At 61.4% G+C, this 16,121-nt stretch carries 14 protein-coding genes and 1 tRNA gene; 7 read left to right on the forward strand and 8 right to left on the reverse strand.

Annotation, left to right across the window (positions count from 1 at the left end; genetic code table 11):
- Nucleotides 1-172: 172 nt before the first annotated feature.
- Both DWZ15_RS08210 and DWZ15_RS08215 read right to left on the reverse strand, forming a co-directional pair.
- A complete protein-coding gene (locus DWZ15_RS08210) occupies nt 173-547 on the reverse strand; it encodes a VOC family protein (RefSeq protein ID WP_118450408.1) in 375 nt (124 codons plus the stop codon).
- A gap of 11 nt (nt 548-558) precedes the next feature.
- Complete coding sequence (locus DWZ15_RS08215; RefSeq protein ID WP_117736040.1) at nt 559-846, reverse strand: PTS sugar transporter subunit IIB; 288 nt, start codon at nt 844-846, stop codon at nt 559-561.
- A 163-nt stretch (nt 847-1,009) separates the two neighbouring features.
- Here DWZ15_RS08215 and DWZ15_RS08220 point away from each other — a divergent pair, with 163 nt between their 5' ends.
- The 3 genes from DWZ15_RS08220 to DWZ15_RS08230 all read left to right on the forward strand — a co-directional run bounded on the left by DWZ15_RS08220 (nt 1,010) and on the right by DWZ15_RS08230 (nt 3,525).
- Complete coding sequence (locus DWZ15_RS08220; RefSeq protein ID WP_118450410.1) at nt 1,010-1,633, forward strand: hypothetical protein; 624 nt, start codon at nt 1,010-1,012, stop codon at nt 1,631-1,633.
- Between the two features lie 31 nt (nt 1,634-1,664).
- Nucleotides 1,665-1,749 (forward strand) — tRNA-Leu (locus tag DWZ15_RS08225).
- A 489-nt stretch (nt 1,750-2,238) separates the two neighbouring features.
- Nucleotides 2,239-3,525 carry an ATP-binding protein gene (locus tag DWZ15_RS08230; RefSeq protein ID WP_233544701.1) on the forward strand — a complete coding sequence of 429 codons (1,287 nt, stop codon included), beginning with the start codon at nt 2,239-2,241 and terminating at the stop codon, nt 3,523-3,525.
- 141 nt (nt 3,526-3,666) lie between these two features.
- Here the strand turns inward: DWZ15_RS08230 and DWZ15_RS08235 are convergent, their stop codons facing one another.
- The 3 genes from DWZ15_RS08235 to eno form a co-directional block, all read right to left on the reverse strand.
- Nucleotides 3,667-4,674 carry a hypothetical protein gene (locus tag DWZ15_RS08235; protein ID WP_118450414.1) on the reverse strand — a complete coding sequence of 336 codons (1,008 nt, stop codon included), beginning with the start codon at nt 4,672-4,674 and terminating at the stop codon, nt 3,667-3,669.
- A gap of 27 nt (nt 4,675-4,701) precedes the next feature.
- Nucleotides 4,702-5,463 carry a septum formation initiator family protein gene (locus tag DWZ15_RS10725; RefSeq protein WP_233544693.1) on the reverse strand — a complete coding sequence of 254 codons (762 nt, stop codon included), beginning with the start codon at nt 5,461-5,463 and terminating at the stop codon, nt 4,702-4,704.
- A 186-nt stretch (nt 5,464-5,649) separates the two neighbouring features.
- Nucleotides 5,650-6,939, reverse strand: coding sequence for a phosphopyruvate hydratase (gene eno, locus DWZ15_RS08245; protein WP_099432260.1), 1,290 nt, complete (start codon nt 6,937-6,939; stop codon nt 5,650-5,652).
- 323 nt (nt 6,940-7,262) lie between these two features.
- Here eno and DWZ15_RS08250 point away from each other — a divergent pair, with 323 nt between their 5' ends.
- Nucleotides 7,263-8,678, forward strand: a complete 1,416-nt coding sequence (locus DWZ15_RS08250) for an ATP-binding protein (protein ID WP_233544695.1) — start codon at nt 7,263-7,265, stop codon at nt 8,676-8,678.
- Nucleotides 8,679-8,728: 50 nt separating this feature from the next.
- On the opposite strand, the gene mazG is transcribed toward DWZ15_RS08250, so the two are convergent.
- From mazG to larC, 3 genes are all read right to left on the reverse strand, one after another.
- The gene (gene mazG, locus DWZ15_RS08255) at nt 8,729-9,589 is read right to left on the reverse strand and encodes a nucleoside triphosphate pyrophosphohydrolase (RefSeq protein WP_118450418.1); all 861 of its coding nucleotides are present in this window, start codon (nt 9,587-9,589) and stop codon (nt 8,729-8,731) included.
- A 2-nt stretch (nt 9,590-9,591) separates the two neighbouring features.
- Nucleotides 9,592-10,140, reverse strand: a complete 549-nt coding sequence (yfcE, locus tag DWZ15_RS08260) for a phosphodiesterase (protein WP_117640918.1) — start codon at nt 10,138-10,140, stop codon at nt 9,592-9,594.
- A 72-nt stretch (nt 10,141-10,212) separates the two neighbouring features.
- Nucleotides 10,213-10,698 carry a nickel insertion protein gene (gene larC, locus DWZ15_RS08265; RefSeq protein WP_118450420.1) on the reverse strand — a complete coding sequence of 162 codons (486 nt, stop codon included), beginning with the start codon at nt 10,696-10,698 and terminating at the stop codon, nt 10,213-10,215.
- 382 nt (nt 10,699-11,080) lie between these two features.
- Between larC and DWZ15_RS08270 the strand changes: the two genes are divergently transcribed.
- From DWZ15_RS08270 to DWZ15_RS08280, 3 genes are all read left to right on the forward strand, one after another.
- Nucleotides 11,081-14,647 carry an ATP-binding cassette domain-containing protein gene (locus DWZ15_RS08270; protein ID WP_118450422.1) on the forward strand — a complete coding sequence of 1,189 codons (3,567 nt, stop codon included), beginning with the start codon at nt 11,081-11,083 and terminating at the stop codon, nt 14,645-14,647.
- Nucleotides 14,648-15,067 carry a nitrous oxide-stimulated promoter family protein gene (locus tag DWZ15_RS08275; protein ID WP_118450424.1) on the forward strand — a complete coding sequence of 140 codons (420 nt, stop codon included), beginning with the start codon at nt 14,648-14,650 and terminating at the stop codon, nt 15,065-15,067.
- Nucleotides 15,068-15,187: 120 nt separating this feature from the next.
- Entirely contained in the window at nt 15,188-16,099 is a 912-nt protein-coding gene (locus tag DWZ15_RS08280; RefSeq protein ID WP_118450426.1) for a PHP domain-containing protein, read from the forward strand.
- Nucleotides 16,100-16,121: the final 22 nt, after the last annotated feature.

The raw sequence follows: 16,121 nt of genomic DNA on the forward strand, positions 1-16,121 counted from the left end.
AACGATGCCCTTAAAGTGTCGATGCTTCGGGGGGCTGATTTGTCTCGTTCACTTCTCGGAAAAGTATTAGACTTCGGTTTTTTGACCGTTGCAAAAGTCGATCCCTCGGCATAAATAAAGGGATAAGGCCATGCGGCCCTATCCCTTTTTGCTAGCTATGGCAGCTTGTACGCTACTCGCGGCACAGATGCACGGCGAAGCCGGCGAACTCGCGCTTAAAGTACACAAGCTTGGTGCTACCGTCGGGCAGCAGCGCGCGCGACTCCTCGTTGACCTCGAGCCCGCGCTCGGCAAACCACTTCTCGGCCGCATCGATGTCGTTGACGGCAAAGCCGATGTGGCCCTTGGTGCCACGACCGTTCTGCTTCATGATCTCGACCAGCGAATCGTTAAAGTACGAAACGGGGGTCTCGATGACGGGCAGGCCCATCATCGTCGAGAACAGCTCCGCAATCTCCAAGGCGTCTGCCGGGTCGGCGGCGTTAATGCCCACATGGGCAACGCGCATACCAAAGAGCTCTACCGGATTGGCGTTCTGCTCACTCATGCAGTCAGCGCCTACTGAGCCATGACGTCAAGAACGGCCTTCTCGGCAGCGACGCGGTTCATGCCGGTCATGAAGGGCACGCCGCTCACGTACGGGCAGGTGAGGCCCTCGGGGGCAACGGTGGTGGCGATCAGCAGGTCGGCGCCCTCGTCGCAAGCGTCCTTGGCCTCGGAGATGGCGCACTGCACGATCTCGTACTTGTCGGCATAACCGTTGGCGTCGAGCATGGTGGCGACCTTCTGGGCAACGAGCGTGGAAGTGGCAGCGCCAGCACCGCAAGCCAAAACGATCTTCTTCATAGGTAATGTCTCCCTTCATGGTTTACTTTAGGTAAGTGTACCGCAGCGAGCGATGGCGCTCGGCCTCGATGAGCTTTTATGCCAGTTTGCTTGCGCGCTGCGTATAATACATCTAGTACGTGTTGCCATACCGCTCGCTTTACGAGCGACTAAGGACCCTAATATGCCCGATTCCCGCACCCTCTGGACCGCCGTCGTTATCATCTGTATCGCCGTGTCGGTATTCTTTAGCGTCAAAAAACGTACCACGTTTAAGCGCCTGCAGCAGCTTATGGCTGCCAAGCGGTGGGACGAGTTCGATCGCCTGCTCGACGCCAAACTCACCAGTATGCTGTACCCGCGCTACAACCGCGACTACCTGCGCCTGAACTCCTATCTGCTGCGCGAGGACCACAAGCGTGCCGACGAGATGTTCGATTTGCTGCTGGGACTCAACCTGCCCAAGATGCAGCGCGTCGACCTGGTAATCAAGGCCTTCAACTACTACGTTGGCCAGGAGGACCGCAAAAAGTCCAAGGAGTTACTGCACGAGATCAAGGGCTTTGAGGGCGGTCAGGCCGAGGCAGTCGCGCACGAATGCCAGCTGATGTACGACACGATGATCCTCAAGCGCCACAACGACATCCCCGAGCTGGAGCGCATGCTCAAGGAGGCCGGTGACGACAAGGTCAAGAGTTGCCGCCTGGAATACCTGCTGGCCCTGCAGTACAAGAACAAGGGCGACGAGGCCAAGTTTGCCGAGTACTTGGAAAAGTCGGGCCAGCACTCGATGGCTGTCAACGCGTAACGGGCGGCTTGTGCTAGACTTCTAGTCTCACGGGGGCGTGGCGGAATTGGCATACGCAGGAGACTTAAAATCTCTCGCCGCAAGGATTGTGGGTTCGAGTCCCACCGCCCCTACCATATGGAGCTTTCGAGCCCGTGTCCCCCAGGGATGCGGGCTCGTTTCTTTTGGACGCCGGTGGGGCTCGAACCCGCGAGGGGGCGAGCGTCAAGCGGACGCGCAGCGTCCGCAGCGAGCCGGCGAGGGCGCCGACAGGCGGCCGAAGCCGGTGCGTATTTGCGCAGCAAATACGCGGACGTCCCACCGCCCCTACCACGTATTGTTTACGGGCCCGTGTCCCCCAGGGATGCGGGCCCGTTTCTTGTGGATGCCGGTGGACTTTAGAAGTTGCGGTGGAATAGTTCCTGTTTTGACTGGTTACCAGCTTATTTAAGAACTATTTCACCGCAACTTAGATTGGCACTCCCACATTTTTCGATGGAAAAACGTGGTTATCTCGCACATTTTCCGATGGAAAAACGTGGTTGTGTCGCACATTTTTCAAGGGAACCGTCCAAAGGGCCTTATACTAGCCAAGAGAGTTGGGAGGCAATATGCAGCGACAGCTTATGAGTGAACTTATCGCTTGGAAATCGAGAGCGAATCGCAAACCCCTCTTGCTTAAGGGTGCCCGCCAGACAGGAAAGACTTGGCTTCTTAACGAATTCGCGAGCCAACAGTATCGAAACATCATTAGTTTCGACTTTATGCTCGAACCGAACGCACGCTCGCTGTTCGATGGAGACCTCGACCCCAAGCGCATCATCTCCCAGATAGAGCTTCTTCGCGGCCAAACCGTAACTCCGGCAGACACGCTCATCATCTTTGACGAGATCCAAGAGGCACCGCGCGGCACCACCTCGCTCAAGTACTTCAACGAGCTTGCGCCCGAATACCATATCGTCGCAGCCGGCTCCTATATGGGCCTCGCGCTCCGGCGCGAAAACGAGTCATTTCCCGTCGGCAAAATCGACCAGCTCACCATGCGTCCCATGGGGTTTACCGAGTTCGTTCGCGCCGTCGATGGCGACCCGCTCGCCGACGCCATCCTTGCCGCAGACATGAATCTTCTGGCAAACGTTACCGAAAAGCTCGAGCACTTGCTCAAGGAATACCTCGTTGTCGGCGGCATGCCCGAAGTCGTCTCCGCCTTCGCCGCGACCCGCGATTTCATCGAAGCCCGCAGGCTTCAGCAACAAATCATCGAGGCTTACGAATCCGATTTTGGCAAACATGCGCCCGCCCGCATTGTCGAGCGCATGAGGCTGGTTTGGAAATCCCTCCCCGGCCAGCTTGCAAAGGAAAATAAAAAGTTCATCTACGGAGCCCTTCGCCCCGGGGCGCGCGCACGCGATTTCGAAGAGAGTCTCCAGTGGCTCATGGATTACGGAATCGTTCATAAGGTGCCGCGCGTTTCCGCTCTCAGGGCACCGCTTTCGAGCTATGAGGACCTCTCGGGCTTCAAGCTGTTTTGCATCGACACCGGCATCCTCGGCGCGCTCTCCAACCTCCCACCGACCATCGTCCTGGACGGCTCCGCTGTTTTCACCGAGTTTAAGGGCTCGCTCACCGAGCAATATGTCGCACAGGAACTCTTGCTGCAAGACAAAAGTCCTGCGTACTGGTCCTCTACCTCCGGCAATGCCGAAACCGACTTTGCCATCGACCATGCGGGAACCGCGCTTCCGCTTGAGGTCAAGGCGGCGGAGAACCTTAAAGCGAAGAGTCTGAAAATAGCCTGCGAAAAATTCAAACTCATGCGTTGCGTGAGGACCTCCCTGGCGGCATATAGAGACGAGGACATGCTCGTCAATATTCCGCTTTGGGAGATTGGGCAGATCGACAACCTGGCATAGGCGCTGTGGGGACGCCCCGCAAGGACTGGCCCAAGGTGCCGGCAGAAAAGGAACGTCCCTAAGTGCCGGCTGTTGAGTTGCGGTGGAATAGGGACTGTTTGGGGCCCGAAAGGGCGATTTTAGTCCGTATTTCACCGCAACTTATTGGAGGGCACTCAGGCTGGGGATCCAACCGATGGTGGGGGTCGCGCCGTCGAGAACCTCATTGATGGTAGCGGCCATGCCGGCGAGTAGGCTGTTCTCGCTTACGGCGAGCGTGTCGTAGCCGCCGGCTCGCATAAGCTCGCGGATCACCGCGGCGCCAGCGAGAATCACGCCCGCGCGTTTGGGCTGCACGCCCGGCAGCGCGGCAATGCCTGCAACATCCAGCGTGGACATGCGCTCGATAGCAGCCGAAACCTGATCCAGCGAAAGCTCGCGCAGGTGCACAAAGCTCGAATCGTACGGTTCCAGCTCATGAACGAGCGCCACGAGCGTGGTGACGGTGCCACCCACCGCGACCAAGCGCTCGGCGCGTTCAAAATTGCTCGGCAGGCCCTCAAAATAGGCAGCGAACTGCTCGCCCGCCCAGTTGGCGGCGGCAGCAAGCTCGCCGTCCGTTGGCGGCAATGCCGAGAAAAACCGCTCCGTCACGCGGCGGCAGCCAATGTCCAGCGAACGCGTGCCCTCCAGCGCAAAGACCCCACGCTCCGGTGCGTACACACCCGTCGCGAGTTCCGTGGACCCGCCGCCCGAATCCGCGACAATAATGCGCTCGCCTGCAAAGTCGTGCGCCACGCCAAAAAACGTCAGGCGCGCCTCGACCTCGCCCGGAATCACCTGCGGCTCAAGCCCCAGATCGCGCAGGCCGTCCAGCAGCAGTGCGGCATTGGATGCATCGCGCGCGGCGCTCGTGCAGGTGGTGCAGATGCACGCGGCCCCAAAGGCACGTGCCTCGTCCACAAACATGCGGCACGCAGCGAGCACGCGCTCAACGGCCGCCTCGCAAAAGCGGCCCGTCGCGTCCACGCCCTCACCCAGGTCGGTAATCTCGGTATGCTTGGACGAGTCAACGATCGCACCGGCCTCGACCTGCGCCAACACCAGTCGCGACGACACCGTTCCCAGGTCGATCGCCGCCACCTTATATCGTTTGTCGCAATGCGTCATTGCAGGCCCCCTCCGAACAATCCTCGCCTATTCGCCGCTGGACGCGACCGTCTGACCCTCGACGCCGTTAAATCCAAACAGCATGTCGAGCGTCTGGATGTACCACGGCACGTCCTTGCCCACCTCTTCGATCTCTTTGGCCACTTCGCTGGCCTTTTTGGCGTTCGACGACTTCTTGCTCGAAGACGAATCCGAATCGTCGTCCAGGCCCAGCACGTCAATCTTGGTCTCGCCGGGCATCACCAGGCCCAGATCCTCGGTCGCCGCGTCCTTAATGCCCTCCTCCGAGAGCAGTTTGTCGACGCTTTTCTGCAGCTCGTCGTTGTACTGCTGGCGAATCTCGACCTGCTTGGCCAAGATGTCGCTCGAGCGTTTGGCAACGTAGAGGTCGCGCACGGGAAAGTACAGGCTCACGAGCACCAGGGCAACGACAATACCGATAAACAGTCCACGCTGGGGCCCATGGGTAAAGTCGTAGATTGCCTTAATCACCGCGTTGTCGTTGGCGTAGTGCATGAAGTCCGAGCCCGAAAGACGGCTCGAGGGCTTGGTCGACTTGTCGTGCGCTTGAGCAGACGGGCGCGATTCGTACGTCGCGCGCGACGGACGGTCCGGGCGATGCGTCGACATATTCGTTTGAGCATGGGAGTGCGAAGTGCCCGGCGTGCGATGCGTGGGACGGGCAGCACCCGTATATTCGGGCCCGCCAAGCTGCACCGAATGCGCGCGGCGAGACGACGGCTCACGCGAACCGGCGGAATAGTACCTGTTGTCGTAAATCTGATCCATGTGCGCCTTGTGCGGTTGAGGTTTGTTTGCGCTAAGTATTCTAGTTATAGCACGAGCGCGCGCACCGCCTTCGGCAGCCTTTGCTCGACATAAAAAAGGCGCTGAGCCACACGGCCCAGCGCCCAATAGCGGCCATCAGAAGTGGAACGGAGCCGAGTCAACTCCGCCCCCGCGAGCACCGCTTGTTTAGCGAATGTTGTAGAACGCAGACTTGCCGGCGTAGCGCGCGCTGCCCTCGAGCTCGTCCTCGATGCGGATGAGCTGGTTGTACTTGGCGATACGGTCACTGCGGCACGGGGCGCCCGACTTAATCTGGCCGGCGTTAACGCCCACGACCAGGTCGGCGATCGTGGAGTCCTCGGTCTCGCCAGAACGGTGGCTCACGATGCAAGCGTAGCCGGCCTCCTTGGCGGTCTCGATGGCCTCGAGCGACTCGGTGAGCGTACCGATCTGGTTAACCTTGACCAGGATTGCGTTGGCGGCACCCAGCTCGATGCCCTTCTTGAGGCGCTCGGTGTTGGTGACGAACAGGTCGTCGCCCACCAGCTGCACCTTGTTGCCAATGCGGCGGGTCAGCTCGACCCAGCCGTCCCAGTCCTCCTCGGCCATGCCGTCCTCGATGGAGATGATGGGATAGGTGTCGACGAGCTTCTCCCAGTAATCGACCATCTGGGCACTCGTGTACTCCACACCCTCGCCCTTGAGCTCGTACATGCCGGTCTCGGCGTTGTAGAACTCGGTCGATGCCGGATCCATGGCGTACATGAAGTCGACGCCGGGCTTAAAGCCGGCCTTCTCCACGGCCTTGGTGATGTACTCGAACGGCTCGGCGTTGGTCTTAAGGTTGGGCGCAAAGCCGCCCTCGTCGCCCACGCCGCCGCCCAGGCCTGCCTCGTGCAGCACGCCCTTGAGGGTGTGATAGACCTCGGCGCACCAACGCAGGCCCTCGGCAAAGCTCGGGGCGCCCACCGGCATGATCATGAACTCCTGGAAGTCGACGTTGTTGTCGGCATGCACGCCGCCGTTGAGGATGTTCATCATAGGCGTGGGCAGCAGATGGGCGTTGACGCCACCCAGGTACTGGTACAGTGAAAGACCCGCCGACTCGGCAGCGGCGCGAGCGACGGCCAGCGACACGCCCAGAATGGCGTTAGCGCCGAGCTTGGTCTTGTTGGGGGTACCGTCCGCGGCGATCAGCGCGGCATCGACGGCGCGCTGATCGAAGGCATCGAGGCCCACGACGGCATCGGCGCACTCGTTGTTGACGTGCTCGACGGCCTGAGAGACGCCCTTGCCCAGGTAGCGACCCTTGTCGCCGTCGCGCAGCTCGCATGCCTCAAAGGCGCCGGTCGAAGCGCCCGAAGGCACCATCGCGCGGCCGAAGCTGCCGTCCTCGAGCACGACCTCGACCTCGACAGTGGGATTGCCGCGGCTGTCGAGCACCTCGCGACCGTAAACGTCCAAAATATCGCTCATGTTGTCTCCCTCTCACTTGGGAACGTAGTGGATGCAAGCGACTGGCCGACTGTGCACCATCGGTGTGCCTCCGTAAGTTAGCCATGTCGCACTTTTTGCATTATGCCCTAAGTTAGCCAAGGGATACATATGAATTGGAGAAATCATTCTTTGGGGCGCTTGTTTTTGCACCGGCATTCATCTCTAGAGGTCCTCTCCATTAAAATCTCCAATCCGCATACCGTCTTTACCCGACTTGCGAATGCAAGAGCCAATAATGTGTTTTCACATCATGCAAAGTTCTGGATATCGTGCAAATCTAAGGGTCTGAAGTTCTGGATATCGTGCATAATCAGGTTATAAAAGTTCTGGATATCGTGTACGAGGTAGCCATGCTTAAACGAAAAGCCTATGACAAACTACTAAAATGGAAGCATGAAAGCGCTGGTAAAACAGCACTTCTTATTGAAGGAGCCCGTCGCGTCGGCAAGAGCACGCTTGCCCGCATGTTTGGAGAAACCGAATACAAGTCCTGCCTTGTCATTGATTTCTTTCAAGCACCTGCCGAAGTTAAGCAATATTTTGAGGACTACCGCACTGACTTCGACTCGCTTTTCCTCTATCTCTCGGTTTTCTATAACGTCAAACTCTATGAACACGAGACGCTTATCGTCTTTGACGAGGTCCAGATGTACCCGCAAGCACGCGGACTCATCAAGTATCTCGTTGCAGACGGACGTTACGACTACATCGAAACTGGATCCCTGCTCAGCATCAAGCAGAACATTAAAGATATCGTCATCCCATCCGAGGAAGAGTCTCTGGAACTTGAGCCCCTCGACTTTGAGGAGTTTCTTTGGGGCATGGACGAAAAGGGGCTGGCCGATCTCATTCGCATGAGTTTTAACAAGATGAAGCCGCTCCCCGATGCCCTACATCGCAGAGCGCTCTCCCTTATGCGCGAATACATGCTCGCAGGCGGCATGCCTGAGCCGGTATCCATCTATGTTGAACAGCGCGCTTTTGCGCCCGTCGACGCTTCGAAGCGCCGAATCGTCCAGCTCTATCGCAACGATATCTCTCGTTTTGCAACCGGTTACGAATTCAAAGTCGTCTCCGTACTCGATGGCATCCCGGGTCAGCTCTCTAGGCACGAAAAACGATTCAAGCTTTCCTCACTTGATAAAAACGCACGCATGCGTACCTACGAAGAAGCCTTCTTTTGGCTGGCAGACGCGCGAATTGCCAATATCTGCTATGCCGCAAGCGAACCGAGCGTGGGCCTTTCGCTCAGCATGGAGCAAACGGCCCTCAAGTGCTACATGGCAGACACCGGCCTGCTTGTAACGCTTGCCTTCTCTGACAACAACGATACCGATGAAGACGTTTACAGGGCCGTGCTTCGCGGCGACATCGGATTAAACGAAGGAATGCTGACCGAAAACTACGTTGCTCAATCTCTAAAAGCCAATGGTCACAGGCTCTTCTTTTATTCTCAAAGCGGAAAGAAGGAGGGAGAGGAGCGTATGGAAATCGACTTCCTCGTTACCCGGCCCTATGCCAATGCCGCTGGAAAGCCGCGCATCAGCCCCATCGAGGTTAAGTCGCCGCGCAAATACGGGACCATCTCCCTCGATCGGTTCCGCGCACGCTTTAACAAAAAAATCGGGACGGCATATGTGCTGCATCCTAAACAACTCGAGTGGGATGCCGAAGCACAGCTGGCACATCTTCCGCTGTATATGGCTTTTTGCTTGTAGAGACCTCTCTGTGAGGCGCTGACGCAAACGAATACTGCGTGAGGCGCAGGTCACTCGTTTGCCTTGGCGGCATCCCAGAGGTCATTGAGGCCGTGGGTCGAAAGCTCGGCCAGATCCACGTGGGCGTCGGCCGCCATCTGCTCCATCGCGGCCCAGCGGCGGCGGAACTTTGCCGTGCTGGCACGCAGGGCGCTCTCGGCGTCGATTCCCTCCTTGCGCGCAACGTTGACCAGGGCAAAGAGCAGGTCGCCAAACTCCATCTCGCGCTCGGGCGAGCCGGGAGCCTCGGCCTCAAACTCGGCACGCTCCTCAGCGACCTCGTCCCACACGTCCTGGACCGTCTCCCACTCAAAGCCCACGGCAGCCGCCTTGCGCGACACCTTCTGAGCCTGCATCAGCGCCGGCAGGTGCGTGGGCACGCCGTCGAGCAGACCCTCGGGCGCAGTCTCGCCTGCCGCCACGGCCTGGTCTTTGGCGGCCTTCTCGGCAAGCTTGACCTCGTCCCAAATCTTGAGCACCTCGTCGGAGCTCTCGGCATCCGCATCGCCAAACACGTGCGGGTGACGACGGATGAGCTTGGCGTCGATATCGCGCGCCACATCGGCAAGCGTAAACTCACCGGCATCCGCCGCAATCTGCGCATGCAGCACCACCTGCATGAGCACATCGCCCAGCTCCTCGCGCAGATGTGCCACGTCGTCCGCCTCAATGCAATCGAGCGCCTCGTAGGCTTCCTCGATCATGTTCTTGCCAATGCTCTGATGCGTCTGCTCGCGGTCCCACGGGCAGCCATCGGGCTGACGCAGGCGCCAGATGGTCTGCACCAGATGCTGCAGCTCGGCCGACGCGTCGACCAGCGTGGACAGGTCGCGCGAACCCTCGGCATTTTGCTGAGCCATATGCTCGGCCATGGTTACTCCTCCTCCAGGATCACGTGACGGAACGCGCCGCCCTCGTAGATGCCGTAGCTGTGCGCACCGTCCTTGGGAATGCTCACGCTGCCGGGGTTGAAGAGCCACAGGCCCGGGTGCGCGGCGCTTGCCTCGTTAACCTTGATGTGCGTGTGGCCGTAGACGAGCGCGGAGCCCTCGGGCAGCGCGGGCGCGTGGTCGACGCTGTTGTGCATGCCGGCGCCAAAGACGTGGCCGTGCGTCAGGAACAGCTCGCGACCGGTCTCGTCGAACAGCGTGGCGTAGTCCGCCATGACGGGAAAGTCGAGGACCATCTGGTCGACCTCGGCGTCGCAGTTGCCGCGCACCGCGATGATGCGGTCGGCCAGGGCGTTGAGCAGCGGAATCACACGCTTGGGGGCGTAGTCGCGCGGCAGGTCGTTGCGCGGGCCGTGGTAGAGCAGGTCACCCAGCAGCACGATGCGGTCGGGCTGCTCGGATTCGATGGCGGCGACCAGGCGCTCGGTCCAGTATGCCGAGCCGTGGATGTCGGAGGCGATGAGGTATTTCATGGGGAGTCCTTTCGGGTGGGGTTGATGGGGGCTGTATACGGGGTCCGGCGGATGTGGAGCCCATCTACCGTGTTACTCGAATCGCAGCGCCGCGCTCTGAGCCGCCTGCATCACGCGTTGGAGCGGCACGCCATGTTCGCGGGCAAGACGGGCGCAATCCTCGTACTCGGGTGCCGCGCGCTCGCTGCCGTCGGGCAGAGTCGCCACCTTAACGGATACCTCGCCCCAAGGCGTTGTCACCTGTTCGAATCGGCGCGGCAGGCAAACGCGTTCCATCACCTGGCGACGAACGGCGTTGGTCGTGGTCTCCAAAAAGATAATCGTCTGCAGGCGCTCAATATCCTCGTGCGAGCAGATCACCTGCAACTGCCATCCGGGGCGGCCTTTCTTGCAGTAGAGGGGCAGCCAGTGCACCTCGCGGGCGCCGGCCTCGCGCAGGCGGTCGGCGGCATAGGCGAGCACCTCGGGCGACGCATCGTCGATGTCGCACTCCAGCTTGACGATGGTTTCGGGCGCATCGGTCTCGCGGGACAGCGGAGATGTACTTCCACGTTGCATACGGTCCGGATCCTTTCCGCACGGGCTCGTTTTATTCACCCAAACGCTAGCACATCGGACGTGGCACAGGCGTGACTTTCGTTCGTCGCCGCCCTTGCCCCTATCCAAACATGTACGTCAGCCTCCAAACATGTCATTTTTTGTCGGTTTTGGAGGCTGACGTACACGTTTTGGAGCGGGCCGCACACGATCAAAATTGCGCCCGCATTCCGTCCACCACAAAGTTCGCCGCACTCAACAATTTTGAACTTTCTACGCAGTTCATCGGCTAAAAATTACCCTCGGCATACTTACCCGCTGCACGATGTTACTCTAGTTGCATTTGGCTAACTAAGCGGCTGCCGAGGACCCAGCCCGGCACCGTTACGGCATAGGAGGTTTCATGTTCGAGAAGCGGCTCTTCTCCCTGGTTCCGCAGGCAACGCCCTACATTGTGGCGAGCGTCCTGTTTAAATGGATCGCGCTGATGGCAAACATCACGGTGATGTGGATCCTCGCGCGCATTCTGGGCGGCATCGTTGCCGGCGGACTGCCGGCTGCACTCGCCGTCGACGCGCTCGCGCAGGCAACTCCGCCGCTCGCCGGCGCCATCATCGTGCGCGCCGCCGCCATCTATCTGGCGCAGCGTTCCGGTGACAAGGCCGCCTTCAAAGCCGTCCGCCGCGTGCGCTCGCTCGTCTACGACAAGCTCACCGCACTCGGCCCCTCCTACACCGAGACCGTCCCCACCGCCGAGGCCGTCCAGACCAGCGTCGAGGGCGCCACGCAACTCCAGGTGTACTTTGGCGGCTACCTGCCGCAGCTCTTCTTTGCGGGCTTGGCACCCATCACGCTGTTTGTACTGCTCGTGGGCCAGGCGGGTCTTCCCGCCGCGCTGCTGCTCGCCTGCGTTCCGGTCATCCCCGTCTCCATCATGATGGTCATGCGCAACGCCAAAAAGATCGGTGCCGAGTACTGGGGCAGCTATGTCGATCTGGGCGGCATGTTCCTGGAGGCCGTGCAGGGTCTCACCACCCTTAAGGTCTACCAGGCCGATCGCAGCTGGCACGAGCGCATCAACGCAGAGTCCGAGCGTTTCCGCACAGCGACCATGCGCCTGCTGGTGATGCAGCTGCGCTCCATTTGCGTTATGGACCTGGTCGTCTATATGGGCGCCGCGCTCGGCATTATCGTAGCCGCGCTGCAGCTCGCCACGGGCAAGATTGGCTTTGAGGCTGCCTTCCTCATCGTCTTTCTGTCGCAGGAGTTCTTTTTGCCCATGCGCCGCCTGGGATCGCTGTTCCACACGGCCATGAACGGCATGGCCGCCTCGCGCCGCATGTTTGGCATTTTGGATACGCCCGAGCCCGAGCGCGGCGATGTTGAGCTTGACGGTCGCGGCGATATCGAGCTCGCGGGCGTGAGCTATGCATACGGCGACCGCACGGTGCTGGACAGCGCCAGCGCGACCATTGCGCACGGCTCGCTCGTGGCACTCGTGGGCGAAAGCGGCGGCGGCAAGTCCACGATCGCGGGGATTATCGCGGGCCGCAAGGGTGCCTACCGTGGCAGCGTTCGCATCGGCGGCGTCGAGCTGCGCGACGCCACGGCCGCCTCACTCATGCGCTCCGTCACCCTGGTGCCCACCAACGGTTACCTGTTTGCCGGCACCCTGCGCGACAACCTGCTGCTCGCCCAGCCCAGCGCCACCGATACCGAGCTTTTGCGCGCACTCGACCGCACGCGCGTGGCGGCCTTTGTGCAGGCCAACGGCGGGCTCGACATGGTGATTAACGAGGGCGGCACCAACCTTTCGGGCGGTCAGCGCCAGCGCGTGTGCATGGCCCGCGCCCTGCTGCACGACTCGCCGATCTATGTGTTTGACGAGGCGACGAGCAATGTGGACGCCGCAAGCGAAGCCGCAATCGGCGAGGTCATTGCATCGCTCGCCGGCGGGCACACCGTAATCGTGGTGGCACACCGCCTGTCGACGATCGTAGGCGCCGATCAGATCCTGGTGCTGGAGCGTGGCCGTATTGTCGAGCGCGGGACTCACGGCGAGCTCCTGGCCACCGCGGGCGCCTATGCGCGCATGTGGAACAGTCAGGAGCAACTCTCGGCATATGCGTATGCGGAGGGTGATGCCGAGGATGCCGGCGCGGTTGAGGCTGTTGACGGCAGCCCCGCCTGTACCGATGGCCTCAACGGTGCTGGCTCGTCTTCCGCTGCCGCGGCGCCTGACTCCGGCCGCGCCCGTCGCTCGGCGCCGTCCATCATGTGGCGCATGATGGGGCTCGTCCGACCGCTTGCCGGCTGGCTTGTGCTAGCCGTCGCGCTGGGCAGCATTGGCATGCTCACTGCCGCGTTCGTGCCGGCCTTTGGCGCCTTTGGCCTTATGGCCGCGCTGGGCCGCAACGCCTTGGGGCTTGGTCTTATCGCAGCATGCGCGGCCTGTGCCGCCTGCGGCATCGCACGCGGGCCGCTCCACTACGGCGAGCAGCTCTGCAACCATTACATCGCATTCCGTCTGCTCGCACACATTCGCAACCTGGTGTTTGGCGCCCTGCGCCAGCTCGCCCCCGCCAAGCTCGAGGGCCGCGGCAAGGGCGAGCTCGTGAGCCTGGTCACCTCGGATATCGAGCTGCTCGAGGTCTTCTACGCGCACACCATCTCGCCCATTGCCATCGCTCTGGTCTGCACCGTTGTGTTTGAGGGCTTTTTGCTGGCTGTGAGCCCCGAGCTCGCGGGCATCGCGCTCGTGGCCTACGCGGTCCTGGGCGTGCTGCTGCCCCTGACCTCGGCCAAGGCGTGCGGCACCACCGGCCGCCAGAGCCGCGAGGGCGCCGGTAAGCTGGGTGCCTTTGTGCTCGACAGTCTGCGCGGCGCGTCCGAGACTATCCAGTTTGCCGGTGGCGCCGATCGCAGCCGTGCCCTGGGCAAGCTGACCGAGCAAGTCGGCGCCGTGGACGCGCGCCTCAAGCGCCGCCAGGCGGCCAGCGAGGCCGTAGCCGATGCGCTTATTCTTGCGGCCAATCTGGTGATGCTCGAGCGTGCGCTGCAGCTGGTTTCTGCGGGAACGATTGATTTTGCCGCGGCGTTTGTCGCCGTCTTTACCTTTGTGTCGTCGTTTGGCTCGGTGATGGCCGTGAGCCGCCTGGGCGCCTCACTGCAGGAGACGCTCGCCTCGGGCGCACGCGTGCTCGATTTGCTCGACGAGCGGCCCCAGTGCGCCGAGGTCGCCGATGGACAGAACGTTGAGTTTGCCGGCGCCGCAGCCGAGCATGTGAGCTTTAGCTATGTGGGCGGCGTGGACGCGGGCGGTGCGGGCGCCACAGAGCAGGTCGCGAACGACACCGCTGCGAGTCTCATCCTCGACGACGTGACCCGCACCTTTGCGCCCGGTACCATGACCTGCATCATGGGGCGCTCGGGTTCGGGCAAGTCGACGCTGCTTAAGCTGCTCATGCGCTTTTGGGACCCCGCAGCCGGCACCATCACGGTGAGCGGCGTCGATGCCCGCCACATCAACACGGCGAGCCTGCGCAGCCACGAGGCCTATATGACCCAGGACACACATCTGTTCTGCGGCACCGTACGCGAGAATCTGCTGGTTGCGCACGCCAGCGCCACCGATGCCGAGCTGCTCGACGCTTGCCGCTCCGCTTCGCTTACCGCCCTCATCGACCGCCTGCCGCAGGGTCTCGACACGCCCGTTGCCGAGCTGGGCGACTCGCTTTCGGGCGGCGAGCGCCAGCGCATCGGCCTTGCGCGCATCTCCCTCAACGACGCGCCTTTCATCTTGCTCGACGAGCCCACCAGCGCACTCGACGCCCTCAACGAGGCGTCCGTAATGCAGGCCGTTGACGAGCTCAAGCGCCGCGGCAAGACCATCGTACTCGTAAGCCACCGTGCCAGCACCTGCGCCTTTGCCGATTGCTCGCTTTCGGTCGAGCACGGGAGGCTGAGCTAGATGGCGCGCACCGCCGACACACCGGAGCTGGCACGCAAACGTGAGCGCGAGGCCCAAATGGTGTCGCAGATGATTGCGCTGTGGTGTCGTGGGCATCATGGCGGCGGGCATGCGGTCGAGCAGGCTGGCGACGATGAGCCCGCACGCGTAAAGCTCGGGCTTCGAACCATCACACTCTGCCCCCAGTGCGCCGAGCTGCAGGCATACGCTGTCGCACGCATAAAGCACTGCCCGCACATGGGCACCAAGACGTTTTGCTCGGCCTGCCCCTCGCATTGTTATAGACCTGCTATGCGCGAAATGATCCGCGAAGTCATGCGTTGGTCGGGCCCGCGCATGATCCTCTACCGCCCCATCACCGCCGTGAGACACGCGATGGTAACGGTGCAGGCCAAACGAGCGGCGGCACGAAGCAAGTAGTCGCCGGCGCCGGCACGCGCCGCGCAGTCTTTCCGGTCGATTTCGAGCTCCGGCGTGCGCGGTGTGTTGAGAGCTGCACCATTACAATGGAGCGGATTCACCAAATGCAAAGGAGTCGCCATGCCCGCCTGCCCGCTGGTCGATTGCCACACCCATACTTCGTTTTCGGACGGCCATGCCTCGTTTGAGGACAACGTCCGCGCCGCCGCGGCCGCCGGCTGCCGTGTTATGGTCTCGACCGACCACCTCACCCTGCCCGCCAGCATGGATGCCAATTGCGAGGTGCAGGTTGTCGAGAGCGACCTGCCGACGCATCGTTTGGCCTTTGAGGACGCCCGCAGGCTTGCCGCGCAAATCGCGCCGGAGCTCGAGCTTATCTATGGCTTTGAATGCGATTGGTACGAGGGCTGCGAACCCTTGGTAGAGCGCTGGTCCCAGGGCGCCGTGGTGCGCTTGGGCAGCGTGCATTGGATTGGCGACCCGGGCGATATCATGGCCGGCGCCGCGGGCACGGCGGGAACGGAGAGCGTCGCTCGTCCCGATACGCCCGATTCGCTTTGTGGCTGGATCGACGACGATACCAACCTGCATGTTTGGGAAAACTTAGGCGTACGCGGCGTATGGGAACACTACGTCGACGACTGGTGCCGTGCTTGCGAAAGCTCGCTTAACTTTGATGCGATGGCTCACCCCGACCTAGTCATGCGCTTTTCGAAGGAAGGCTTTGCGCCCGACTTTGACCCCGCGCCGTTTTGGCAGCAGATGGCCGAGTGCGCGCACGATACGGGTCGCCGCGTTGAGGTCTCGACGGCTGCACCGCGCAAGGGCCTTGACGACTACTATCCCGCAACCGGCCTTTTGCGCTGTTTTGCCCATGCCGAGGTGCCCATTACCTTTGGCTCAGACGCGCACCGCGCCTGCGATATTTGTTGGAACATCCGCGAGGCCCAGGCCCACGCCTACGACTGCGGCTACCGGGCCTTCGATATCCCCCACCCCACCGGCGAATGGGAATCCACGCCCCTCGCCTAACTGGTCGTTTTAGAACGTCCCC

It is taken from the genome of Collinsella sp. AF29-7AC, from assembly GCF_003475665.1.
GTDB lineage: Bacteria > Actinomycetota > Coriobacteriia > Coriobacteriales > Coriobacteriaceae > Collinsella.

What these genes read in the sequence shown, in the direction of transcription:
- DWZ15_RS08275 (WP_118450424.1), top strand. Translation starts at nt 14,648, where the DNA reads ATGGCGCGCACCGCCGACACACCGGAGCTGGCACGCAAACGTGAGCGC.
- DWZ15_RS08280 (WP_118450426.1), top strand. Translation starts at nt 15,188, where the DNA reads ATGCCCGCCTGCCCGCTGGTCGATTGCCACACCCATACTTCGTTTTCG.
- eno (WP_099432260.1), bottom strand. Translation starts at nt 6,939, where the DNA reads ATGAGCGATATTTTGGACGTTTACGGTCGCGAGGTGCTCGACAGCCGC.
- DWZ15_RS08210 (WP_118450408.1), bottom strand. Translation starts at nt 547, where the DNA reads ATGAGTGAGCAGAACGCCAATCCGGTAGAGCTCTTTGGTATGCGCGTT.
- DWZ15_RS08270 (WP_118450422.1), top strand. Translation starts at nt 11,081, where the DNA reads ATGTTCGAGAAGCGGCTCTTCTCCCTGGTTCCGCAGGCAACGCCCTAC.
- DWZ15_RS10725 (WP_233544693.1), bottom strand. Translation starts at nt 5,463, where the DNA reads ATGGATCAGATTTACGACAACAGGTACTATTCCGCCGGTTCGCGTGAG.
- DWZ15_RS08215 (WP_117736040.1), bottom strand. Translation starts at nt 846, where the DNA reads ATGAAGAAGATCGTTTTGGCTTGCGGTGCTGGCGCTGCCACTTCCACG.
- DWZ15_RS08220 (WP_118450410.1), top strand. Translation starts at nt 1,010, where the DNA reads ATGCCCGATTCCCGCACCCTCTGGACCGCCGTCGTTATCATCTGTATC.
- yfcE (WP_117640918.1), bottom strand. Translation starts at nt 10,140, where the DNA reads ATGAAATACCTCATCGCCTCCGACATCCACGGCTCGGCATACTGGACC.
- DWZ15_RS08235 (WP_118450414.1), bottom strand. Translation starts at nt 4,674, where the DNA reads ATGACGCATTGCGACAAACGATATAAGGTGGCGGCGATCGACCTGGGA.
- larC (WP_118450420.1), bottom strand. Translation starts at nt 10,698, where the DNA reads ATGCAACGTGGAAGTACATCTCCGCTGTCCCGCGAGACCGATGCGCCC.
- DWZ15_RS08230 (WP_233544701.1), top strand. Translation starts at nt 2,239, where the DNA reads ATGAGTGAACTTATCGCTTGGAAATCGAGAGCGAATCGCAAACCCCTC.
- mazG (WP_118450418.1), bottom strand. Translation starts at nt 9,589, where the DNA reads ATGGCCGAGCATATGGCTCAGCAAAATGCCGAGGGTTCGCGCGACCTG.